The following is a 24,778-nucleotide window of genomic DNA, read 5'->3' as shown; positions in this document are numbered from 1 at the left end:
ACATTATTAATTAAAGCAACTATGAAGAATAGCATTCTACTTATCGTAGCGTTTTTGGTAAGCACTGTGGTAATGGCACAGGATCGAAAACAAAAAGACACGGAGTGGGAACAAAAGTTTGAGCAGCTGGGAACCATGCTGCCTACCCCCAACACCTACCGAACGGCCTCAGGAGCTCCGGGGCACCAGTACTGGCAGCAAAAGGCCGACTATAAAATGAAGATTACGCTGGACGACAACAACCAGACGATCACCGGTAGTGAGACCATTACATATTACAACAACTCTCCTGACAACCTGGAGTACCTGTGGGTGCAGCTGGATCAGAATATGAGAGCGAAAGATTCTGACTCTCCTTTAGTTGGGCAGAGCAGCATGAGAGATACCTTGAGTGCTTTTGCGGTGTTCCGATTGACTGGCGATGAAGACTATGATGGTGGGTTCAAAATCAAATCTGTAAAGAGTGGTAGTAGCGACATGAGCTACATCATCAACAAAACCATGATGCGAATAGACCTTGCCAAGCCATTGAAGTCTGGCGAAAACATAACTTTCAGCATCGATTGGATGTACAACATCAACAACCGAATGACGGATGGTGGACGATCAGGGCTAGAGTACTTCGAAGAAGATGATAATTATCTCTACACCATCGCTCAGTTTTTCCCTAGAATGGCTGTTTACATCGACAATGAAGGATGGCAAAACAAGCAGTTTTTAGGTAGCGGGGAGTTTGCACTTACCTTCGGTGATTACGAGGTAGAGCTGACCGTACCTTCAGATTTTATTGTTGGTGCTACTGGTACCCTACAAAATCCCAATGAGGTACTGACTGCTGAGCAGAGAGAGCGATTTGAGCAGGCGAAGAAGAGCTATGACAAGCCCGTGATCATCGTAACCGAAAAAGAGGCGAGAAAAAACGAAAAGACTAAAGCGACTGGCACTAAAACCTGGAAGTATAAAGCTGAGAATGTAAGAGATTATGCTTTCTGTGCATCGAGAAAATTCATCTGGGATGCCATGGCTGTGAAGCTTAGCGAGGGCAATGAGCCATTGGCTATGTCTTACTATCCAAAAGAAGGAAACCCGCTTTGGGAAGAGTGGTCAACGATAGCAGTAAAGCAAACGCTTGAGACTTACTCCAAATTCACGATCGAGTATCCTTACCCGGTTGCAATCTCCGTTCACACGGCATCCATTGGTATGGAGTACCCAATGATCTGCTTTAACTACGGTCGCCCAGATCCTGACGGCACCTACTCTGATGCCAAGAAACACGGAATGATCTCGGTAATCATCCACGAAGTAGGACACAACTTCTTCCCGATGATCATCAACTCTGATGAGCGTCAGTGGACCTGGATGGACGAAGGCTTGAATACTTTTGTGCAGTATCTCACAGAGCAGGAGTTTGATGATAACTACCTCGATTACGAGTATCCATCAAGAAGAGGCCCTGCTCACAAAATTGTCGATTACATGCGAGGTGAAAATGGTTTGGTACGTCCTATCATGACCAACTCTGAGCAAATTCGTCAGTTTGGGTCCAATGCCTATGCTAAACCGGCAACAGCATTGAATCTACTTAGAACGACAATAATGGGTCCAGAGCTTTTTGATAAAGCATTTAAGACCTATGCAGAACGATGGGCATTTAAGCACCCAACTCCCGCTGATCTTTTCCGAACACTGGAGGATGCCTCCGCTGTGGACCTTGACTGGTTTTGGAGAGGATGGTTCTACGGCACTGACTATGTGGATGTAGACCTGGCAAATGTTCGATGGTTCCAGATGCAAACCGAAGAAAACGGACTTGAGACTAAGAACATCAAAGGAGCAGGTCAGGGCATTGATGGAAAGAACGACGGCAAAAAAGATTTTGGCAGTGCTCCTCAGCCATTTGTATTCCAGGAGTGGAATGGTGGCTTGGGTGAATATCGCCAGTCCATGGATCAGAATAAAATCAAGAAGTCAGCAGAAGGGAAAAACTTTTATGAGCTGACGCTTAAGAATCAAGGTGGACTGGTTACGCCCATCATCATTCAGTGGACTTATGTAGATGGTACAGTAGAGATGGAGAAGATTCCTGCAGAAATCTGGAAAATTGATGAAAAGGAAGTGAAAAAGGTTTTCATCAAGAACAAAGAAGTAGCTAAAATTGTGATCGATCCTGATCAAATGACTGCTGATGCGTATACTGACAACAATGTGTACCCACGATCAAACGAAGGTGATCGATTCGAGCAGTTTAAAAAAGGTAAGGATTGATCTATAAAAAAACGCAACCAACCTAAACTAAAGGGAGACTGTCATGGTCTCCTTTTTTTATTTCCTATATTTATTGGATTGATAAACAAGCTATGAAAAACACATTAATCCTATTAACTCTTATCATTCTAGCCTCATGCTCAACAGGGTCATCCTCGAGCGAAAGTTCAGATTCCACCGCAGTGGTAAGTGAGTTTATTGAGTACAACAATCCTCCTGCTGAAGGTTTTAATCAGGAAGGATCCGACCTTCTTGCCACCTTGCTTGCCGACAAATCTATGCAGGCCATGGGTGGAAGACAGGCGTGGGACAATACTCGTTTCATTAGCTGGAACTTCTTTGGTCGCCGAGATCATGTGTGGGACAAATGGACAGGGGATGTAAGAATAGAGGAACCGTCTAGCGATCTCACGATTCTTATGAATATCAATACTAAGGAAGGCAAAGTGATGAAGGGCGATACAGAAGTGACCGATTCATTAGATTTCTACCTTCAACGGGGCTATGAGCTGTGGGTAAACGACTCCTACTGGCTGGTGATGCCATTTAAGCTGAAAGATTCAGGGGTTACCCTAAAATATCTGAGAGAAGACACGACCCTGACCGGAGATCGTGCGGACGTTATAAGTCTGGCGTTTGAAGATGTGGGTGTCACCCCACAAAACGTTTATGAAGTATGGGTAGACACTGACTCAAAGTTGGTCACACAGTGGGCTTATTATCCGGACTCCACTGCGCTGGAGCCTCGCTTTATCACCCCTTGGGATGATTATAAAAAGTACGGTGACATTATGCTATCCGGAGACAGAGGAAAGTATGCGCTGACGGATATAAAAGTATTGGAAGAGGTGCCAGAAGGAACATTTGATGAATTTTCTATAAACTGATCGCTGGCTCAAAATGCTTCCTCAGCCAGTATTAATCGTCATTGTTCAGTATGTGGTGCAAGCCCTGATGGCGCTTGTTATCATGTTGATTTTGCGCAAGTTTTTCCGGCAGTATAAAAATGACTTTTTTAGATACTGGTCTTGGAGCTGGCTCGCCCTTTTTGTGAATATGATCGGTTCCTGCGTTGCATTGGCAAACGCATTTCTTCTCCCTCTCGACCATCCATTCAGACTAATCATCTCTATGATAACTGTTACGGCCAGTTTTTTACAGATAGCCTGGCTATATGCTGGTACTAAAGAAATCAGTCGCACACGGAAAATCAACCAAAAACAACTTCGACTCTTAACGATCCTCATTATTCCTATTTCAATCATTTTGGTGATGATCCATTTTCAAAATCCTGACGGAGGAGATTATAGAATTTTCTATCGGGTAGGAATAAAATCGCTTTTGGCCGGAGTAATTTTTGGTATCTGTGCCAGCATGCTTTGGAAAATCAGCAAAACAGGAATTGGAATCAGGTTTATCATCTTTTCCTTTCTGCTCTACGGACTTCTACAGATCAATTATTTTCTGGTAACGTTCTTTGAGATTGTTAACATCCCTTATGGAGTGGAGCTTCCATACTTTATGGGAGCCGTGGATTTATTTCTCCAATCCCTAATGGGTCTGGGGATGATCATCAGTGTACTGGAAATAGAACAGCACAACCTGAAAAAAGCCAATAGTGAACTAGACACCTTCCTATACCGATCCTCACATGACCTCCGAGCTCCACTTACTACCATTTCAGGAATTGTCTCCGCTATTAAGCTCACCGACGACATCCATAAAAAGGAAGAGTTTTTAGATGCCATCCAGGGCAGACTGGATCAGGCTGACAATGTGATCAGAGACATCATTACTTTAAGAAAAGGTCAAAAAACAGATTTGAGTATTGTTGAATTAGACCTGAAAGAAGAAATCACTAAGGAGTTTAATTCATTGATTGAGCCAAATGGCACTCATCCTAAAATAGAAATAACCAGCACTGAGAATACGAGAATCAAAACAGATCCGGCAAGACTTCATACCATCCTAACCAACATCTTATCCAACTCAATTAAGTATCATAATTACGAGACAAAAAACCCTCAGATCAACGTAGAAATCAAGAATTCTGAAAAAGGATATCACATTACCATAGAAGATAATGGGGCGGGTATAGATGAAAAACACCTCCCGAAAATCTTCGATATGTTTTATCGTGCGAGTAAATCATCGAATGGAACCGGGTTGGGACTATACCTCGTCAAAGATGCCTTGGAACATCTGGGCGGAAGCATTCAGGTATCATCCCAAAAAGGAAAAGGAACGACATTCGGCATTCATTTGCCCGATCATGCATAAACCTTTTCCATAAAAAGCTGATTATTTGTATATAACCAAACAGCAAAATCATGAAAGCAATTTGGAATGGTCAGGTAATAGCCGAGAGTGATGATACCGTAGTGGTAGAAGGAAATCACTATTTCCCACCTTCATCTATCAAAAAGGAGTTTTTCAAGGAAACGGATACACATACGTTGTGCCCATGGAAGGGAACTGCCAGCTACTACACAGTGGAAGTGAATGGCGAGGAAAATAAGGATGCAGCCTGGTACTATCCTGAGACCAGCGAACTAGCCAAAAATATCAAAGGATATGTGGCCTTCTGGAATGGAGTGAAAGTGGAAAACTAAGCTTTCCCGTTTGTTGACAGCTTCACCTTGGGCTTTCTCAGATGATATGAAAGGTAGAAACTTCGGAGAACAAGTGTCAAAACAAACGGCACCAATGCCTGATGAATAGGTTGCAGCAAAAATCCCCAGACTAGCAATAGACCGCAGTACCAATAGGCAAACACTTTAAAATATATTCTGAAGAAGTTTCTTAGTTTCTCTCTGGCTGTGAAGAAGATTAATGGGAAGTGGAAGGGTATCGCCCAGAGAATGTCCAGATTATTCTTAGACATATGCTCTGTGCCTATCCATAAGTAGACAACCCACCAGCCAACAAAACCTGCAAAACCAAAAAGGATTACGTCAATCCACTTTGTACGCTTCTCAAACTTGAGATTGCGGTGGGTGATAAGTCCTGTGATGAAAAAGAGGATTACAAAAAAATTGAAAGGGGTGATCAAGACTGAAAGCGAGCTTTCCTCGTCTGGTATAAATGCATCCACAGACTCTTTCACCAATGGTATCTCTTCACCATCTCGCTCAATTGTTGCGCCTGAAAAAGCCTTAAATATGTATGGAGGCAAAAACATATACTCCTCAGCTGTAGCTTCCTGATCCACCTCTGAGCCAAGTCCAATATCAATCCCAAAGTCACCCCAATCCTGTTGACCCAAGTAATCATTCATCAGCTGACGAAAGGTCTTGCCATCTTCCTTATAGGATAAATCAAAAGTGATCCTTCCTGGAAAATTCTCTTGAACAACATCTCTTATTTTCGTAGCACAATTGTCATACACATAATGATACAGGTACTCGGCGTTTTCGGGTTTGGCGTTGTTTTGCAGATAGTCGAAGAGTTGCTGTTTCTCCGCTTGAGTAAGATTGAGGTATTGTAGTTTGATATACCTTTTTAGGTATCGCTGCACTTTGTAGGCTCTATCCCAGTTGCGGACGCCCACTCGATATTTAAGCAACCCTTTGGCAAAATTGAGAAAGAAGTTTTCCTGATTGAAGTCGTATAGTCCGTAATCATAAAACCAATCGATCCCAATCTCCGGATCTACTACTCTAAAGCCATTGTGACCGAATGCAGACCATGGCTCACCCTGATACGGGCCAATGGTCACCACTGCGATTTCAGCGCTTTCAGAAAGCCTGAACTGAGCCTGAGTGAATGAAGAAATGAAAATTAGAAGGCCAAGGAATAAGAATCTCATGATTCAGGTGTTTACTTTGTTTCTTTATGTTGGTCAATCTACACGATAGCATTTCGCTCACTTCAAAGCTAACGCCAAAAAGGCTATCCAACGCCTTGAAAATCTGGCGAAGCTATCAACGATCACAACGATCAGGAAATCCAAACATTTCAGGCCTGCCTATCAGCATGGCCATAGAGCCTACCACAGCCTGCAACCTAAGATGCCCAGAGTGCCCTAGTGGATTACGTTCTTTTACTCGCCCCACTGGCAAGCTTAATGTTTCGCTTTTCGAAAAAATCATGCAGGAGGTGAGCGATCACCTGCTTTATCTGACATTTTACTTCCAGGGAGAACCCTATTTAAATCCACAATTTCTCGAAATGGTCGGTGTGGCTAATAGGCATAAAATCTATACCACTACCTCCACCAATGCTCACTTTCTTGATGATGAAAACGCCAGAAAAACAGTAGAGTCCGGTCTAAACAGGCTGATCATTTCCATCGATGGTGCCTCACAGGAAACTTATGAGTCATACCGAAAAGAAGGAGACCTCACGAGGGTTTTGGAGGGTACAAAAAATATTTTGAAGTGGCGCAAGAAGCTAAAATCAAAAAGCCCAAAAGTGGTTTGGCAATTTTTGGTCGTCAAGCCAAACGAACATGAAATTCCTAAAATCAAGCGGTTGGCAAAAGAGTATGGTGTAGATAAAGTAGCGTTTAAGACGGCCCAGATTTACGATTATGAAAATGGAAGTGATTTAATTCCTACCATAGATAAATACTCCCGATACAGACCCAACGCAGATGGCACCTTTTCCATCAAAAACGAACTGGAAAACAAGTGCTGGAAGATGTGGCAAAGCTGTGTGATCACCTGGGATGGACAGGTCATCCCATGTTGCTTTGATAAGGATGCTAACCACAGCATGGGCAATGTGTCTGAAAAATCATTTGATGAAATCTGGTTTTCAAAACCCTATCAAAACTTTAGAAAAGCCTTGTTAACCTCTCGATCAGAAATAGAAATTTGTAAAAACTGCACTGAAGGGCTAAAGGTTTGGGCATGATGCACTTATTTCGCACTTCAATTCACGCTACTTTATGAAATTCGATCGTAAAAATCGTACTGACGAAGAACTACTTGCCATACATAAGGAGTTGGTCACTCCCAGACTCATTGAAGAGAAAATGCTGATTCTCCTTCGTCAGGGGAAAATCAGCAAATGGTTTTCAGGCATTGGTCAGGAAGCGATTTCCGTCGGTGCGGCATTGGCCCTAAATCAGGAAGAGTACATTCTCCCGATGCACCGAAATCTTGGAGTCTTTACTACAAGAGGCGTTCCTTTTCAGCGACTATTCTCGCAGTTTCAGGGCAAAATGAGTGGCTTCACAAAAGGTAGAGATAGAAGCTTTCACTTCGGCACACAGGATTACAATATTGTTGGAATGATCTCGCACCTCGGTCCTCAAATGGGGATCGCAGATGGGATTGCGCTTTCTCACCTGTTGAGAAAAGAAGAAAAAGTAAGTCTGGTTTTCACCGGAGATGGTGGCACCAGCGAGGGGGATTTTCACGAAGCAGTGAATGTGGCGTCAGTTTGGAAGTTGCCTGTCATTTTCGTGATTGAAAACAATGGCTATGGACTTTCCACACCGAGTCGTGAACAATTCAATTTTGACTCGTTTGTAGTAAAAGGTCCTGCTTATGGAATGGAAGCTTACAGTGTTGAAGGCAACTCTATTCTTGAGGTTTTGAATGAACTGGAACCTCTTGTAGAAGACATCCGTAAGAATCCACGCCCAATCATATTCGAAGCAAAAACATTCCGTATGCGTGGGCATGAGGAAGCGTCAGGCACCAAGTATGTGCCAAAGGAACTCATGGAAAAGTGGGCCAAAAAAGATCCTGTCAAAGGATTTGAAAGCTTCCTGATCAAAGAAGGCGTTTGCACCAATGATCAGATTGCAGAGATCAGAAAAAGCATTCAAAAAGAAATAAATGAGGCGGTAAAAGGAGCGTTTGCCGAAGAAGCAATCTTAGCCAATGTGGAGACTGAACTGGCGGATGTTTATTTTCCTTATGAGCAAAAGATCATAGAGCCAAAAGGCAAGGAATCCGAGAAACGATTTGTAGATGCGATATCAGATGGTCTAAAGCAATCTCTGGAAAAACACCCTGAGCTCATTGTCATGGGTCAGGATATTGCCGACTATGGTGGGGTTTTCAAGATCACTGAAGGTTTTATGGAGCAGTTTGGAAAAGAGCGAATCCGCAACACGCCGCTTTGCGAAGCAGCAATTGTTGGAACCGGGCTGGGGCTTAGCATTGCGGGGATGAAGGCTGTTGTAGAGATGCAGTTCGCCGATTTCGTGACGGAAGGGTTTAATCAAATTGTAAACAATCTGGCCAAGATTCATTATCGGTGGGGCCAAAATGCAGATGTGGTGGTGCGGATGCCTACGGGTGCAGGTGTAGGTGCAGGTCCATTTCACTCTCAATCCAATGAGGCTTGGTTTTTTCATACGCCAGGATTGAAGATTGTCTATCCATCCAACCCTCACGATGCAAAAGGACTACTGGCGGCCGCCATTGAGGATCCGAACCCTTATTTGTACTTCGAGCATAAGGCTCTCTACAGGTCACTTTCTGGAAACGTGCCTGATGCCTACTACACAACTGAGGTTGGTAAAGCGGTGGTCAATAGAGAGGGTTCTGACCTTTCCATAATTACTTATGGTATGGGTGTACACTGGGCTAATAAGGTAGCCGATGAATTCGATGCTTCCGTAGAAATCATCGACCTGAGAACGCTACTTCCCTGGGATAAAGACACGGTGATGGATTCAGCCAGAAAAACCGGTCGAGTACTGGTTCTTCATGAAGATTGCCTCACCGGGGGAATTGGCGGAGAGATTGCAGCCTGGATTTCGGAACATTGCTTTGAGCACCTGGATGCACCTGTGATGAGAGAGGCAAGCCTCGACACACCCGTTCCATTTGCGGCAGATTTGGAGCGAGTCTTCTTAGCTAATTCGAGATTGAAGGAAAAGGTTGAAAGTTTACTGGCCTACTAACTGCTCACAAAACTGCATAAATAAGGAATCCTCCCAACAGGAAACTAAAAGGTGATATTAATCGCACTTTAGTCGGGGAGAGTAACGAAGCGCTCCATAAGGCATATTGGTGATGCAATCGCCTGGGAATGAGATAAAGTATAACCGACGTGGCAATCATAAAATATCCCAGGTAAAAAAACACTTGAGGATATCTGGATAAGTCTGAGTAAACGACTAGTGAAATTGCAGGTATAAGTCGAATAGTGATCTCAGCATAATTAATCAGGTTTGTACTAGCGGCTTTTCTGAGAACAGCCAATGCTTTTGAAGGTGTAAATAGCATTAAAAAACCAACGTAGATAATAAATAGTCCGAAAGCTATCACCACATATCTAGCTAGTTCATGATCCCAGCTCATTGCTAGAACTTCACACCCAAATCAATCGAGAAAACGGTGTTTCTAAGTTGGAGGTCTTCAAAGGCCGCCTCGGCTTCCTTCACGGTGTTTACCAAACCTCGCTGGTATGAAAACCCACCGAAAAGTGTAGTGTTGATGCCAGCACGATATTCTATGCCTGCCCCGAGAATAACCGGAATGTCTATCGGATTAAATTTTTCGACAGTAGTGTAGGAAGGATCCTCCTCTTCATTGAAAACTAAAATTTCGAGAGCCGAACCTATCTGAAGAAATCCTTTTACATCAGGAGCAATCTCATTGGTAAAAAGCTTAAGTGTAGCAGGTATTTGCAGGTATTGCAATTTATACTCTTCCTCCACTGTCCCGGTAGCATCCCGAAAAGCTACTCGTTTTGGCAGATAAATCAGTCCGGAGCTTAAAAAGTATGTTTCAGATAATGTTTGGTCAGCAACCAGACCCACAGAAAATTTCATTTTCGAGCCATCGTTTTCAACAGTCTGAGCTTGATTTTTAGCTCGGTTGGAAGCTACAACTGGTGCCAGCTTTAAGCCCAGCTTGACCTGTGCCATTGAACCAAATGATCCTAGAATGAAAAGTAAGAAAAGTAATTTCTTCATCGTTAATTTATTTTTCTGGAAGTGCAGAGATAAAAAACTATCTCACTGCCTAAACAATCTGAGCTGCCTAAATTTGCTCCCAAAAATAGATAGTATGCGAGTAGTCCTCCTAATGATTTGCCTTGTTTTCTTAGCATCATGCAATAGTCAAACTTGTAGAGATTCTGTTGACCCACAGAAAGTGATACTGGAAGTTCAGCGACTCGAACAGGATTTGTTTAGTTGCAAATCCGCAAAAGAGGTTGAAGCCTTTCTCAAAAAGAATCCGGACTTTGCACAATTCTTCCTGCATTCAGATCAGTATCCATCTGATTCAATTTTGGCCGATCGAATGTTTGGGTTAATTCAAAACCCATCCATTGATACGCTGTATCAAGAGTCAGTCGAGGCATTTAAAAACTTTGATGAGGTCGTACAAACGCTGGAAGAAGGTCTGGGTAGATTGAGGGTTTACTATCCAAAAGAAATTTCACCTCTGATACAAACTGCGGTGACAGGACTTTACAATGACCTATTTATTTCCAATGAGCACATTATGATCGGAATGGATTTTTTCATTGGAGAGGGTGCGTCTTATAAGCCTCAGCAAATCCCCAATTATATTTTAAAAAGGTACACCACAGATCACCTGGCTTCCAGCATTTTACAATTTATCTCCAGCCAGTTTATCACTACAAGCAACGGAGACGAAATGCTTGCCGAAATGATCGACTATGGGAAGTCATATTACTTACTTAGCAAAATTCAGCCATGCACACCAGAACGAATCTTGATTGGATATAGCGAAGAAGAATGGGAAGATGTGTTTGATCATGATGCAATCATCTGGGCAAACTTTATTGAAAATGAGCTACTCTATGAAACCAACCACCAGATGAAGCAGAAGTTTCTTGGAGAGCGACCAAATGTCTATGAAATTGGTGACAAGTGCCCTGGACGAATTGGTAGATGGCTAGGGTGGCAAATTGTAAATGCATATGCTGCAAAAACAGGTGCCACAGTAGAACAAATAATGGCAGAAAAGAACTATAACAAAATCTTTACCCAGTCAGGATATAAACCGTCAGGCGGTTAGGATATAAACCTCTGATTCTGTCACCTCAAACTTGTATTCGTTGTTGAGAATTTTTAGCAGTTTGGTTACCTGAATATCTTTATCGTAATAAAGTTCAGCTAGTTTGCGTCCATTTCGCTGGTACTTAGCCAGCAATTCCGGAGACTCTAAAAACACTTTTAGTTTTCGCACAAAGGCAGTCTTGGAATATGGATTGTGATGGAAGCCACATTTGTTCTTTGCGATTAAATTTTTGATCCAGCCATCAAAGTTGATAATGGTCAATTTGCCTGCTGCCAGCGAATCAAAGAATTTATTTGGACTGCCTGTACCGAGCACTTTTACATCTTTAAAAGAGACATACACGGCATCACTTTTTGCAAGTAGATTCTTCACACATTGTTTACTTGAGTGCGGATAGAAAGAAACATTTTTTAGTCGCTTAGCAGAATTCCGCAACCGCTTCATCTCAGATCCATACCCAATGACATTGAAGTGTACTGGTAACGCAGCATCGCTGCTCTGCTTCGCCGCATCCAAAAAGTACTCCAGATGGTTCGCCTTGCCGATCGCTCCACAATAGGTAATCTGAAATTTATTGTTCTCACTAAAATCTCCGATACTATACTCTGCCTCAAAAAAAGAGCAGTCAGCCATGTTAGGAATTACATACACTTTAGTATTTGGGCACACCTTCTCTATATAATTCCTTATTGAAGGGGATAGTGCGATAACTTTATCAGCCTCAAAGTAAAATCTCTTTTCCAGCGAATAAAGCCACTTCTTTACCCATCTATTTTTTATGACTCCCATTTGAACAGGTGCTTCCGGCCATAAATCACCTACCTCAAAATAATAGGGGAGATCCAATTCCTTTTTCAGATAAGTCGCAATAAACCCAGTGGTCAATGGGGTGGTCATCACGTAAGCAAGATCGTGCTTTGAGAGTTTTTTAGCTTCTTTTCTGGCGAACCTTACAAAAAGATAAAATGACCACAGGCGCTGGAAAAAACCATAACTATTGTCGTAAAGAACTGGCAAATAGTGAACTTCAATACCATCTACCTTTTTTACTTCATAAGCCGCATTGTGCGCAGTGATCATGGTCACTTCATGGCCAGCATCTACTAGTCCCTTGGCTAGATAGTAAGATCGGATAGAGCCTCCTTCCTCAGGAGTTTTAAAATATTGGTGGACGTATAGAATTTTCATTCTCACGGTAAAGATTAACCATAAATAAATAGATTTTTTTTCTTTTCGAAGAAGCTCATGAATCAATCGTTTTATTTAATTCGCAAACAGTTAACTGAATAATTACCTAATACCATTATGAAAAAAATAATTTTATCGATTTTTTTGACCTCCGCAATGTTTTTAGTAACCGCCCAGGAGGCAACTCAGCAAGGAAATGTTTTATTTGAAGTGGGCCTAACACCTCTCGGAACAGAAACCCTAATGAAAGGAAACAGTACGGGCTTTGCATTAATGTCTGTAGATGGATCAACGATCTTTTCTATAGGGGCAGAAGCTGGTTTCTTTGTTAAGGACGATTTTGCATTGAAGTTTGGATTAGGTTATACCGATTTGGACGGAACGAACTATTTCAGCTATAAACTCGGAATCAAACAATATATGAATGGAGCTGTACCTGTTCAAGTTGATTTAACCGGAGCGACCTGGGAAGATTTTGAAGGATTTGGGGGTTCTGTTGATACGCCAGATCCGCTCTGGCTAGGCCTTCAATTCGGTTATGCAGCTTTTCTTAGTGATGATATTTCGTTCGAGCCTACTTTGAGATATAACATTAGTATGAATCAGGATTTTTCAGATCAAAATATCCTGGAGCTTCGATTTAGCTTCGCAATTTTCTTATAAAAAATTCTTCTCCCAGTATTTACAGAAATGTGTGATCTCACATTTCTCACATTGTGGCTTTCTGGCTAGGCAAACGTACCTTCCATGTAAGATCAACCAGTGATGAGCTCGTGAAATATATTCCTCGGGGATGTGTTTCACGAGTTGCTTTTCCACTTCAAGTGGTGTTTTGGCAGTTTGAGTAACTAATCCCAATCTCTTCGATACCCGAAACACATGGGTATCCACCGCCATGGCAGGCTGATTATAAAGAACCGAAACAATTACGTTAGCCGTTTTTCTTCCTACCCCTTGCAGAGAGGTTAGCTCTTTGATAGTAGTAGGAATTTCTGAATTGAATTCTTCTACAAGTCTCTTACTAAGAGATAATAAATGCTTAGTCTTATTATTCGGATAGGACACACTGCGGATATATGGAAACAATTCGTCAAAGTGACTGGCTGCCATGTGTTCCGGGGTTGGAAAATCTCTGAACAGCGCAGGCGTAACTTTATTGATCCTTGCATCAGTACATTGCGCGCTCAGCACCACTGCAACAAGTAGCTCAAACGGATTGGAATATTGAAGTTCGGTTTCCGGTTGGGGATAAGATTCAGAAAAGTACTTGACGAATGCTTCGTATCGCTCCTTCTTGGTCATCGTCTAAAATTAGAATAGAATTTTGTGTCACACTGAGCTTGTCGAAGTGTTTATCTTAAAAAAACAGGTTTCGACAGGCTCAACCTGACAATTCTATCTAAATAGACTGAAGATTCTTCGAAGCGTACAATATTCTGGACACTACCGCCTCAGGTGCCTTCATTGAAAAATTTTCAATGAGCCCTTTCGCCTCATTTAATTCAACCAACCTTGCTCGGAGTTCCATGTCAGCACACAGCGATTCCCTCATCTCTAATCGCTCGTCCTCATTTACCTCGTCGTATAGAAATCTTACTAAATCATCTTCTGTAAAGGTTTTTGTCATACGCGTTTTGGGTTTGCTCAAACTTTTTTCTCAAGTTTATCAAAGCATACCTCATCCTTCCTAGCGCCGTATTGATACTTACATCTGTCGCATCAGCAATTTCCTGGAAGCTCATTTTCATGTAGTGTCGCATAACCAACACCTCACGTTGTGAGTCCGGTAAATCTTTGATGTAGGCTTTTAGAAGGTTGTAGGTATCTTGTTTAATATGTTCTTCTTCAATAGACGACTCTGAGAAATCGAGCGTATTAAACACGCTGCTTCCATCCTCCATTACGATCATCGGATAGCGCTTCGCTTTTCTGAAGTGGTCTATGGACAGGTTATGAGCGATTCTTAGAATCCATGGAAGGAATTTTCCCTCCTCGTTATACCTGCCGGATTTGATGGTACGTATAGCTTTAATGAAAACCTCTTGCAAGAGATCCTCTGCAGTGTACCTGTCTTTTACTATTAAATAAATGGTGGTAAAAACCCTGTCTTTATGACGATTGAGGAGTTCCTCAAATGCCTCTTCGTTTCCGCCAATGTAGCGGGATAGCAATTCGCTATCGTTCAAACTTGTCTTATTCATGTAATTCACCTGTTTGTTAACGTAGAGGTCTATATCATATTGTAGGGTTTAGGGTTAGAAATAATTTTACGCGGCAAGAATATAAAATTTAAACAACTCGCAAAAGTCTGCACCTTATTTTTGCGCCACTCGAACCGAATTCCTTAGTTAGTGTTTCATAGACAGGCATACCCCTAAAATGGTTGGAAAAATCGACGATCTGGATCCAAAAGAATACATCATCATCAAAGGTGCTCGGGTGAATAACCTGAAAAATCTGGATGTGGCAATACCCCGAGATCAGCTGGTGGTGATTACTGGTTTGTCCGGTTCGGGGAAATCTTCGCTGGCATTTGATACCCTCTTTGCTGAAGGTCAACGGAAATATGTTGAGAGCTTAAGTTCGTATGCGCGTCAGTTTTTGGGAAGGATGGAAAAGCCGGAGGTGGACTATATCAAAGGAGTCGCTCCTGCAATTGCAATCGAACAAAAAGTTTCTTCGCGAAACCCAAGGTCTACCGTTGGTACCACTACCGAGATTTACGATTACCTGAAACTTCTCTTTGCCAGAATTGGAAAAACAATTTCACCTATATCCGGAAAAGAAGTAAAGAAAGACACGGTAACTGATGTAGTGGATTACATACTCTCTCACGAAGAAGGGGCTAAGTTGATGATTACTACCCCGCTGAAGCAAAAAGAAAAACGTACGCTCACGAAAGAGTTTCAAATTCTGATGAGCAAAGGGTACAATCGAGTGCTTATCGACAAAGAAGTAGCTTTTATTCAGGATGTACTGGATAGTAAAGAAACTCCGAAGGGAAACGTTGAAATTCTCATCGATCGGGCCGTAGTTCAGAATGATGAAGCGACACAATTCCGTTTGGCCGATTCTGTGCAGACGGCATTCTTTGAGGGCGAAGGCGATTGTTTTGTTACAATTGTTGGTAAAGACAAAAAGAAATTTTCAGATCGATTTGAATTGGATGGGATCAGATTCGAAGAACCCTCTGTAAACTTCTTTAGCTTCAATAATCCGTACGGTGCTTGCAGAAGGTGCGAGGGCTTTGGAAGGGTGTTGGGAATCGATCCTGACCTGGTAATTCCGGATAGAAACTTATCCGTATACGAAGGAGCCATTGCCCCATGGAAGGGAGAGACTATGAAAAAATGGGCGGAACCGCTACTTCGTGATGGCATCCGATTCGATTTTCCTATCCACCGACCAATTGCCGAATTGACCCAGGAGCAATACGATCTCCTCTGGACAGGCAATGAATATTTTGATGGACTGAATAAGTTCTTCGCACACCTGGAATCCAAACTTCACAAGATCCAATATAGAGTAATGCTCTCACGATACCGGGGGAAAACCACGTGTCCTGATTGTCGGGGAACCAAGCTTAGAAAAGATGCGAGCTATGTAAAAATAACAGATCACTCCATCACCGATTTGGTGCTGATGCCTGTCAAAAAATTGCGTCCATTTTTCGACTCCATCAAGCTCAACAAGCACGATGAAAAAGTGGCTAAGCGGATTTTAGAAGAAATCAAAAACAGGTTGTCTTACCTCGACCAGGTAGGGCTTGGATACCTCACCTTAAATCGTCTGACCAGTACACTTTCTGGCGGAGAATTTCAACGAATTAAATTGGCTACTTCACTCGGCAGTGCATTAGTCGGTTCGATGTACATTCTGGATGAACCAAGTATCGGGTTACATCCAAGAGATACCGATCGTTTGATCGAGGTGCTGAAGACACTAAGAGATGTGGGCAACACAGTAATTGTGGTGGAGCATGAGGAGAAAGTGATGGAAGCCGCTGACCAAATCATAGATATCGGGCCCGATGCAGGAGTGTTTGGAGGTGAGCTGGTGTTTCAGGGAAAGACCTCTGAAATGAATGGAGAGACTAATTCATACACGTCAAAGTACCTTCAGGGAAAAGAGACCATTCCTGTGCCTGAGCGAAGGAGACCATGGAGATCTTCTATTCAAATTGAGGGTGCAAGAGAAAATAATCTCAAGAATATTGATGTCGAAGTACCACTCGGTGTTCTGACAGTTGTTACGGGTGTAAGTGGTTCAGGAAAGTCCACATTGGTAAGGAAAATATTACATCCAGCCATCGGTAAGCAGCTGGGTCTGCTTGGAGAGGCTTCAGGAAAATTCACAAACCTCACCGGCAACTACAAAAAAATCACGCAAGTTGAGTTTGTAGATCAAAATCCAATTGGTAAGAGTTCGCGTTCCAATCCGGTGACGTATGTAAAAGCTTATGATGCCATTCGTCAGCTTTTCTCCGAGCAGCCGCTTTCAAAAACCAATAATTTCAAACCTGCACATTTCTCGTTCAATGTCGATGGTGGACGATGCGAAGTTTGCGAAGGGGAAGGCACTGTAAAGATCGAGATGCAGTTTATGGCTGACCTCCACCTGACCTGCGAAAACTGTGGGGGCAAACGCTTCAAAAAAGAAATTCTGGAGGTCAAATACAATGACAAAAATATAGCGGATGTACTTGACCTTTCCGTGCAGCAGGCACTTGAATTTTTTGACGGAAACAACGCAATCACCAATAAGCTTCAGCCTCTTTTTGATGTTGGACTTGGATACGTGAAACTTGGCCAGGGATCAAACTCACTCAGTGGTGGAGAAGCACAACGAGTGAAGCTGGCTTCATTTTTATCCAAGGGTAGTAAGACGAACAACACAGATCACATTCTGTTCATTTTCGATGAGCCTACCACAGGACTTCATTTTCATGACATAAAGAAACTCCTGGATGCAATTAATGCATTGGTGGATGGAGGCAACTCTGTGGTAATTATCGAGCACAACACTGAGGTAATCAAGAATGCTGATTGGATCATTGACCTTGGTCCGGAAGGAGGTGAAGAGGGGGGTAATATTTGTTTTGCAGGAACCCCTGAAGAAATGATTAAGCTGGACGACAATTATACCGCACAGTATCTCAGGGAAAAGCTTTAAGGCTTTTTCTGAATCACCCTATCTCATAGTTTTTCATTCGATGATTGATTCTGCCAAAGCTTTGGTTGACATCCGTATTGCCATCTATAATTCCTGATAGGAATCCAATTGATTTTTCTTCGAACCCAAGCATTCTGGCCACCTTTTCACAAAACTTGATTTCACTGATCAGCACCTTCCCATCAATTTTCATGAGCTTGACCATATAGGTAAGAATATCGATCTTATCTTCAAAAGAGAGGTCTTTTATCAGGTTACTGGTTTTGTCCCCCTCCTTTAGCATCTCCTTCAAGTCTGTCATTGACAATCCTTCCAAGTCTGCCAATCGCTTGATAAATTCTTTTTCAGCACTATCGAAATCTCCATCCGCCTGCGCAATTCCAATCAGCGCTCTGAATTTTACTATGTCTTTCATGAATAACTATTAAGCCACCAAGATGATAATAAAGTGTTGAATACACATATATCTGAAATCAATTATCGATGAGGCTATTGTCTGAGTCTACGAGTGCAATCCCTCAAAACTAACTGTCGAAATACTGTCCAGGCTTAACTATCATTGCACCTGAAAAACTGACTTTTGACATGAGAAAGAAAATTGTAGCCGGAAACTGGAAAATGAATTGCACACTCCCCGAAGGAAAAAAACTTGCCTCGGAGGTAATTCACATGGTAGAAGACAGAGTGCAAAATGATGCACAGGTTATTTTGATTCCTCCATTCATTCACTTGACCGGTATATATAGTTTGATTGGCTCAGTGAGCAATATTTACCTGGGTGCTCAAAATTGCCATCAGGAAAGAGAAGGCGCATTTACAGGAGAGGTGTCAGCCTCCATGTTAGTTTCAGCAGGAGCTTCATACGTGATACTTGGTCACAGTGAGCGGCGCGAATACTTTGGAGAAACAGACGAGCTCCTTGCAGAGAAAGTCAAGTTTGTCCTCGATAACAATCTAACACCCATTTTTTGCTGTGGAGAAAAGCTAGAGACCCGAGAAGCAGGCGATCATGAAAATCTGGTAGGACAGCAAGTGGCCACAGCGCTTTTCGAATTGTCTGAAGATGAAATTAAAAACGTAGTAATTGCCTACGAGCCCGTTTGGGCTATCGGCACAGGAAAGACTGCCAGTGCCGAACAGGCTCAGGAAATGCATGCTTTTATCAGAAAGCAGATAGCAGCTAAATACTCTCAGGAAGTTGCCGAAAGTATTTCAATACTATATGGTGGTAGCGTGAAGCCAGAAAATGCCAAAGAGATCTTCGACCAACCCGACGTGGATGGAGGACTTATCGGAGGAGCTAGCCTGAAGTCAAAGGATTTTGTGGATATCGTAAAAGCATTCGATTGATGGAATTTATCACCATCAAAGTAACGTGCGATCCCGTTCTCATAGACGTACTCATCGCAGAGCTTTTCGAGGTAGGGTTTGACTCCTTCCAGGAGTTTGATAACGGATTTGAAGGTAGCTGTGAGCAAGAGAAATTTGAACAAGAGAAGGTAGAGATTTTAATCAATCAATTTCCAAATGTCTCCTTCACCATCAAGGAGCAGGAAAAAGTAAACTGGAACGAAGAGTGGGAGAAAAACTATGATCCCATAATTGTCGGAGACCGTTGTATTGTTCGTGCATCTTTTCACAAGCCTCAACCACAATATGAGTATGAGATAATCGTGACGCCAAAAATGTCTTTTGGTACAGGACATCATGCCACTACCTATCAGGTTTTGGACTATCAAATGAGCCTGGATCATAAGAACAAAAAGGTGTTGGATGTAGGAACCGGAACGGGCATTCTAGCAATCATGGCTAAGAAGCGTGGAGCTTCATCCATAACTGCCACAGATATAGATGACTGGTGTATTGAAAATAGTGAGGAGAATTTTGCGTTGAATAGCGTAAAGGACGTGAGGTTAATCAAAGGTCAGATCAATAATGTGGACGAAGGTATATTCGATATTGTGATAGCCAACATTAACAAAAATGTGCTGCTGGATCAGATTGGAGAATACTCCAGTAGATTACGAGAAAGTGGTCAGCTGATTTTGAGTGGCTTTTATGAAAATGATATCGATGATCTCGTAGTTGAAGCTGAAAATCACCAGCTGAAAAAACTAAGAACCACCACCAGAGATAACTGGGCAATGCTGGCCTTAGAAAAACGCTCCGTCTAAAACAGTCGTTTATTTACTGTTACAGTGCAGACTTATAAATATCTTTAACGCTCTATGCGCTCGCTCTTAATTTCAGTTTTGGCTTTCGTGCTTGCTGCTTCCATGGCTCATGCACAGCGATACTCCAATGACAAAGCGGAGTTTCGAGCTCAGGTTATTGCCAAGCTGAGATCCACTGGAACCGAGTCCGGGAACAAGATCGCATACGATTTCCAAAATGCATGGGACGGAAAGTTTACAGCCGCTCAACAAGACAAGGCGCACAAGATCGCATTGACCATGCAGAAAAAGGGATATCAATTTTACCCTTCTTTTTATCATTTTTTTACCTATCTGGCCTATTCGGTAACTCAGGAAAACCTACAAAGAGATCAGCTGGATAAAGTATTGGAAATAAATGAACAGGTTGTCCACACACTGTCAAAGTCAGAGTACAAAGAATTTGTTTACGGCCTGAATATCTATTTTGCTCGTCGCTACTTGAGCCTGGAAAAAAATCTTGCAGTGCAGGCAGGCGAAGGGAGTTATGAATTCAAGTTGCTGGATGAATACATTGATATCAAACCTGAGAATGAAGTAATAGAAGAAGACACCTCCACGCTGATCACCGAAGAAGAGATGCCGGTAATTGTGGAGGATACCTCCTCGGATGATGCCTGGGGGAATGGTTCATGGGGAGACTCCAATGATTCATGGGGTAACAATGACAGCTGGGGAAGTTCGGATGACTCCTGGGATACAAGCAATGACCCTTGGGCTGACAACTCATCTGATGACAGCTGGGGAGATTCCAATGATTCGTGGGGTAGCAACGATAGCTGGGGAAATTCCTGGGGTAGTGAACCGGAAGAGCCAGTATACGAAGCACCAAAAGCCGTTCGGCCTAGCTATGCTCCTGTCATTCCTGACTACCTCACACTCCGTCAATATCAATACCTGCATCCTAAACTGGAGGGTCCGGTAATTGAAATCACCAACTCCCGAGTGATCATGTCCACCCCATATGACTCCCTGAGAATAAAAAGTGTAAATGGGACATTTTTGCTAAAAAGCAGAACGCTTGCAGGCAAACAAGGATCAGTAGACTGGCCTGGGTTGAATAGAAAATTTAAGGGAGCTGTAGTGCAGCTGAAAGATTTTCACATCAAAAAAGACCGTTCGGATTTCTGGACCCCCAATGCCACACTTCAGTTTGATAAACTGATAACTGGTTCTGTGGAAGGGGTTTTTGAATACAAAAGCACAGCTAGACCAAAAAGAGCCCTCAATAGCTACCCAATCTTCACTTCCAACAATGCGAATGTGACCGTAAAGCTGAATGATGAAAAGCTCAGCTACACCGGAGGAATCCAGCTTAAGGGTAATCAGCTGTTTGGAAAGGCGGTTTCTCGCAAGCCTGGTACGCTCAAAATTCTTGACGGTAGAGGAAATACTGTCGTACTGAAATCAACTGAGTTTGCACTAGGCGATTCTCTGGTATCAATGAATAGTGGCTCCATCACCATTTTGCATGGCAGTGACTCCATCTTTCATAAATCCGTACGAGCAAAGTTCGACCTGAATACACGCGAACTAATGGTGCTAAGAAATTCCACACTCACACCTTATAAATCTTCATACTTTGATGTGACCATGAATGTAGACCTGGTAAAGTGGAATATGAAGCATGATTCCATTTCCATGGAAATAATGAATGGTAAAGATTTGCTACCTGCCACTTTTGAGTCTGAAGATTTTTTTGATGAGGTCAGGTATCAGAAGTTGGGTCGATTTTTAGATTTCCACCCAATCAATGCGGCTGTCTTCTACGCCAGAAAATACAACCTTGAAGAATTCTATGTAGGCGAACTTGCGCTGGAGTTTGGCATTGACGAGCGCTTTGCCAAAGGTGCCGGAAAAGTGCTCCAGCAATATGGTTTTGCAGATTATAATGCTACCACGGGCTATTTAAAATTATATCCAAAGGCATTTCACTATTATGACGCATCTGCCAAGGGAGTCGACTTTGATAACCTAATGGTGCCGTCAAAAATCAAGAATGGCTCTAATGCGCACATCAAGCTGGATAGTGGCAAATTGAAGGTGAGAGGTGTAAGTCGGTTTTACCTTACCACAGATTTTAAAATCTACGGAGAACCTAGAGACAGCACGGTTGTTTTGCTGAAAGGAAGGGATTTGGAATTTAACGGAATGATCCATGCAGGTGACTTTCAATACAAGGGATCAGGTCACCAATTTGACTATGAAGAATTCCTAGTGACCATGCCTCAAATTGACTCCTTGCGATTGACAGTGCCGTTAAAAGACACCACCAGTGCCGATGGCCGATATGAGCAAGTAGCCCTGAAGAATGAATTGACCGAGACATCTGGTACACTCTACATTAATAGCAAAGACAACAAATCAGGAGTAAAAGAAAACAGACGATATCCTTACTTCAACTCAGACAGTGAGGCCGTGGTATACTTTGATGGTAAAGAAGTCTTGAATGGCGCGTATGACAAATCCGTGAAATTTATCATTCCTCCTTTTGAGGTGGATAGTATCGAAAGAGAGGACGGAGAAAGTATCAGCTTCGATGGTACGTTCAACTCCGGTGGTATCTTCCCAACTTTTGCAGAGACACTTCGCATCCAAAAAGATCGGTCGCTTGGGTTCACTCACCAAATCCCAGCAGAGGGCTACAACCTGTATGGGACCGAGGCAAAAACCTATGAAGAAATTCGACTGAGCAACAAGGGGATGAGAGGATATGGACAGATTGATTTTCTCACCACCACCATCTACTCCAATGATTTCATCTACTACCCCGATTCAGTGACAACAGATGGTAGCGGTGGGGTAATTTCGCCAGGAACATACAAAGGAGCCAGCTACCCGGAAGCAGTACTTGGCGCATACGATATGTACTGGCTACCACGAAAGGATAGTATGTACCTCCGTACCGTGGGCGAGCCATTTAAGTTTTATAACTCCACCGCAGAGTTGGAAGGTCACGCCAATATCACTACCAAAGGTGTATATGGTGGTGGTGTCATGCTTACCAGAGGATCCAGAGCAGAATCAAATGAACTCAGTTTTAAGGAGTTTAAATATGGCGCAAGACATGCACAATTTGCAGTGCTAACAGACGATCCGACAAAACCAGCGATGGAAGGTGATGACATTCGATTGGATTTTGATCTGACAGACAATACAGCAACCATCCGACCCGAACGAATTGGAGTCGCAGCTATTTCATTCCCCTATGCTCAAATGAAAACCTCCATTACAGAAGCGGTGTGGGATTTGGAAGACTCCATTGTGACGATGACCAAGCCACCAAATATTCCTATCGAAGATTCTTACTTTTTCACCACCAGAGATGACCTGGACTCTTTGGCATTCAATGCCGAAAAAGCAATCTATGATATTAACACGCAGGAATTAAATGTTCAGGGTATTCCTTACATCATTGTTGCAGACTCAAAGATTATTCCCGAAGGTAATGAGACTACCATTTTGGCCAATTCGGTGCTTCAAAAATTTGAGAACGCACAGATCATCATTGATACACTCAATGGATATCACTACCTGGATCGGGCTTCTATTCGTATTTGGTCCAGAAATAAGTTTGAGGGAAATGCTTTCTATCAGCAGATTGTTGGCACAGACACTTTCGATATTCGCTTCGATAGCTTCGAACTTCAGGAAGTGCCCCTTGGGCCACCTGACAAGCGAGGAAGGGTGGCTACCCGATTAATGACAGTTTCAGGGGGTGAAGTGTTAGAAAATCAAAACCTGGTGATCTCTCCCGGATTTTTCTACAAGGGTTCAGTTATCATGTATGCCTCCAAACCGGCTTTGGAGTTAGACGGTTCTGTCAAATTGGATCTCAGTGATCCAAATTATAATCATTGGGTACAGTTTAAGCGAGTGGAGGGCGAACGTGATGTTCTGCTTCCTTTTGACAATGCCGTAATGGAGAGTGGAGAAAAAGCCATGGCCGGTATTCATTCCAATATCAGGGATGAACTTTACACCACCTTCGTGGAAACTAAAGAAAACAGCTCTGATATGGATTTCTTTACTGCCTCAGGTGAGCTTTCCTTTATCGATTCTACTAAAACGTACCGAATAGAAAATCCAGCGAAGACTAATGGAACCTCTTACCAGGGACACACAATGCTCTACATGGATACCATCAAGTCGATCGTATTTGAGGGTAAAGCAAACTTTATCAGTCCTGCCAACACGCAGATTCAACTGAAGTCCTCTGTGTTGGGTGTGGGAAATAAAGAGACCAATGAATATACGGCTGATGCCATGTTTGCAATGACTTTTCCGGCTCCAGCCGGAACTTTCGAAATAATGGCTCAAGATCTGATTGACATCATCGAGCGGATAGGTCCTCCGCTTGCTAATGATATTTCGCTAGAGCTTCTTTACAAACTTGCCAATATGACCAATGATGCTACGGCAAAACAGTATGAGCAAGCGAGCCTGAAAGACTACACATCGTTGGTTTCTTCTTCAAAAGAGCTTGAAAAGCAGCTATTGATCTCCGGAGTGAAAATGAAGTGGAATAAGGATCAGAAAGCATGGCATAATACAACCAAGCTTGCCATTTCAAACATTTACCAAAATGATCTGAACGCTAAACTGGACGGATTCCTTGAGATCAAAAAAGATGAATCAGGTGCAGAGGTTGTCAACCTCTTCATCCAGGCAGCTCCTGGCATTTGGTACTACATTGGCTACACATTCAACCAATTGATTCTATACTCCTCCAATAATGAGTTTAACGAACTGGTAAAAGCAAAATCTAATGTGGAAAGCTCCAAACCGGGCGAACTGATTATCGCCATTGGTGATACAAATGAGACCCTCGGATTCATCAACAACTTCCGTTTAAATTATTTTGGAATCAAAGAGCCATACAATCTCGTTTCACCCGATGATGTCAATCTTGAAGAAGAAAACTTTGATACCATTGAGGAAGATGATGACGATGGTTTTGGTTTTGAATAGCCATAT

The 24,778-nt window shown here is 42.6% G+C and carries 20 protein-coding genes; 12 read left to right on the top strand and 8 right to left on the bottom strand.

Going from position 1 to position 24,778, the window contains the following annotated elements; all coding sequences use genetic code 11:
• Positions 1-21: 21 nt before the first annotated feature.
• The 4 genes from ACEQZT_RS06950 to ACEQZT_RS06935 all read left to right on the top strand — a co-directional run bounded on the left by ACEQZT_RS06950 (position 22) and on the right by ACEQZT_RS06935 (position 4,880).
• Positions 22-2,268 (top strand): M1 family metallopeptidase, encoded by a 2,247-nt coding sequence (locus tag ACEQZT_RS06950; RefSeq protein ID WP_370088594.1) that lies wholly within the window; start codon positions 22-24, stop codon positions 2,266-2,268.
• A 92-nt stretch (positions 2,269-2,360) separates the two neighbouring features.
• Positions 2,361-3,155 (top strand): hypothetical protein, encoded by a 795-nt coding sequence (locus ACEQZT_RS06945; protein ID WP_370088592.1) that lies wholly within the window; start codon positions 2,361-2,363, stop codon positions 3,153-3,155.
• Between the two features lie 13 nt (positions 3,156-3,168).
• Positions 3,169-4,548 (top strand): sensor histidine kinase, encoded by a 1,380-nt coding sequence (locus ACEQZT_RS06940; RefSeq protein ID WP_370088591.1) that lies wholly within the window; start codon positions 3,169-3,171, stop codon positions 4,546-4,548.
• Between the two features lie 50 nt (positions 4,549-4,598).
• Positions 4,599-4,880, top strand: coding sequence for a DUF427 domain-containing protein (locus ACEQZT_RS06935; RefSeq protein WP_370088589.1), 282 nt, complete (start codon positions 4,599-4,601; stop codon positions 4,878-4,880).
• On the opposite strand, the gene ACEQZT_RS06930 is transcribed toward ACEQZT_RS06935, so the two are convergent.
• Entirely contained in the window at positions 4,877-6,076 is a 1,200-nt protein-coding gene (locus tag ACEQZT_RS06930) for a DUF4105 domain-containing protein (protein ID WP_370088587.1), read from the bottom strand. The genes ACEQZT_RS06935 and ACEQZT_RS06930 overlap by 4 nt on opposite strands.
• A gap of 26 nt (positions 6,077-6,102) precedes the next feature.
• Between ACEQZT_RS06930 and ACEQZT_RS06925 the strand changes: the two genes are divergently transcribed.
• Positions 6,103-7,125 (top strand): SPASM domain-containing protein, encoded by a 1,023-nt coding sequence (locus ACEQZT_RS06925; protein WP_370088585.1) that lies wholly within the window; start codon positions 6,103-6,105, stop codon positions 7,123-7,125.
• 34 nt (positions 7,126-7,159) lie between these two features.
• Complete coding sequence (locus tag ACEQZT_RS06920; RefSeq protein ID WP_370088583.1) at positions 7,160-9,133, top strand: thiamine pyrophosphate-dependent enzyme; 1,974 nt, start codon at positions 7,160-7,162, stop codon at positions 9,131-9,133.
• 4 nt (positions 9,134-9,137) lie between these two features.
• Here the strand turns inward: ACEQZT_RS06920 and ACEQZT_RS06915 are convergent, their stop codons facing one another.
• Positions 9,138-9,533: a hypothetical protein gene (locus ACEQZT_RS06915; RefSeq protein WP_370088581.1), complete on the bottom strand. Its 396-nt coding sequence runs from the start codon at positions 9,531-9,533 to the stop codon at positions 9,138-9,140.
• Positions 9,534-9,535: 2 nt separating this feature from the next.
• Positions 9,536-10,150 (bottom strand): porin family protein, encoded by a 615-nt coding sequence (locus tag ACEQZT_RS06910; RefSeq protein ID WP_370088579.1) that lies wholly within the window; start codon positions 10,148-10,150, stop codon positions 9,536-9,538.
• 94 nt (positions 10,151-10,244) lie between these two features.
• Here ACEQZT_RS06910 and ACEQZT_RS06905 point away from each other — a divergent pair, with 94 nt between their 5' ends.
• Positions 10,245-11,225, top strand: coding sequence for a gliding motility lipoprotein GldB (locus ACEQZT_RS06905; RefSeq protein ID WP_370088577.1), 981 nt, complete (start codon positions 10,245-10,247; stop codon positions 11,223-11,225).
• Here ACEQZT_RS06905 and ACEQZT_RS06900 read toward each other — a convergent pair.
• Positions 11,214-12,416 (bottom strand): glycosyltransferase family 4 protein, encoded by a 1,203-nt coding sequence (locus ACEQZT_RS06900; RefSeq protein WP_370088575.1) that lies wholly within the window; start codon positions 12,414-12,416, stop codon positions 11,214-11,216. The genes ACEQZT_RS06905 and ACEQZT_RS06900 overlap by 12 nt on opposite strands.
• A gap of 117 nt (positions 12,417-12,533) precedes the next feature.
• Here ACEQZT_RS06900 and ACEQZT_RS06895 point away from each other — a divergent pair, with 117 nt between their 5' ends.
• A complete protein-coding gene (locus ACEQZT_RS06895) occupies positions 12,534-13,079 on the top strand; it encodes a hypothetical protein (RefSeq protein ID WP_370088573.1) in 546 nt (181 codons plus the stop codon).
• Here ACEQZT_RS06895 and nth read toward each other — a convergent pair.
• The 3 genes from nth to ACEQZT_RS06880 all read right to left on the bottom strand — a co-directional run bounded on the left by nth (position 13,074) and on the right by ACEQZT_RS06880 (position 14,617).
• Positions 13,074-13,718 carry an endonuclease III gene (gene nth / locus ACEQZT_RS06890; RefSeq protein WP_370088571.1) on the bottom strand — a complete coding sequence of 215 codons (645 nt, stop codon included), beginning with the start codon at positions 13,716-13,718 and terminating at the stop codon, positions 13,074-13,076. The two genes, ACEQZT_RS06895 and nth, sit on opposite strands and share 6 nt — an antisense overlap.
• A gap of 97 nt (positions 13,719-13,815) precedes the next feature.
• Complete coding sequence (locus ACEQZT_RS06885; RefSeq protein WP_370088569.1) at positions 13,816-14,043, bottom strand: hypothetical protein; 228 nt, start codon at positions 14,041-14,043, stop codon at positions 13,816-13,818.
• On the bottom strand, positions 14,018-14,617 hold the full coding sequence (locus ACEQZT_RS06880; RefSeq protein ID WP_370088567.1) for an RNA polymerase sigma factor: 600 nt from the start codon (positions 14,615-14,617) through the stop codon (positions 14,018-14,020). The genes ACEQZT_RS06885 and ACEQZT_RS06880 overlap by 26 nt, the downstream gene beginning before the upstream one ends.
• Before the next feature lie 178 nt (positions 14,618-14,795).
• On the opposite strand from ACEQZT_RS06880, the gene uvrA reads away from it, so the two are divergent.
• A complete protein-coding gene (gene uvrA, locus ACEQZT_RS06875) occupies positions 14,796-17,588 on the top strand; it encodes an excinuclease ABC subunit UvrA (protein ID WP_370088565.1) in 2,793 nt (930 codons plus the stop codon).
• Between the two features lie 13 nt (positions 17,589-17,601).
• On the opposite strand, the gene ACEQZT_RS06870 is transcribed toward uvrA, so the two are convergent.
• A complete protein-coding gene (locus tag ACEQZT_RS06870) occupies positions 17,602-18,003 on the bottom strand; it encodes a TerB family tellurite resistance protein (protein WP_370088563.1) in 402 nt (133 codons plus the stop codon).
• 170 nt (positions 18,004-18,173) lie between these two features.
• Here ACEQZT_RS06870 and tpiA point away from each other — a divergent pair, with 170 nt between their 5' ends.
• The 3 genes from tpiA to ACEQZT_RS06855 are packed head-to-tail and all read left to right on the top strand — an operon-like array spanning position 18,174 to position 24,772.
• Positions 18,174-18,938, top strand: a complete 765-nt coding sequence (tpiA, locus tag ACEQZT_RS06865; RefSeq protein ID WP_370088561.1) for a triose-phosphate isomerase — start codon at positions 18,174-18,176, stop codon at positions 18,936-18,938.
• On the top strand, positions 18,938-19,762 hold the full coding sequence (gene prmA / locus ACEQZT_RS06860) for a 50S ribosomal protein L11 methyltransferase (RefSeq protein WP_370088559.1): 825 nt from the start codon (positions 18,938-18,940) through the stop codon (positions 19,760-19,762). Before tpiA ends, prmA begins: the two co-directional genes overlap by 1 nt.
• Positions 19,763-19,816: 54 nt before the next feature.
• Positions 19,817-24,772 carry a hypothetical protein gene (locus tag ACEQZT_RS06855; RefSeq protein WP_370088558.1) on the top strand — a complete coding sequence of 1,652 codons (4,956 nt, stop codon included), beginning with the start codon at positions 19,817-19,819 and terminating at the stop codon, positions 24,770-24,772.
• Positions 24,773-24,778 lie beyond the last annotated feature (6 nt).

This window comes from Ekhidna sp., assembly GCF_964218185.1.
In the GTDB taxonomy this organism is placed as follows: Bacteria; Bacteroidota; Bacteroidia; order Cytophagales; family Cyclobacteriaceae; genus Ekhidna.
The sequence above is the reverse complement of the archived record's forward strand: the minus strand, read 5'-3'. Positions and strand labels throughout refer to the sequence as shown.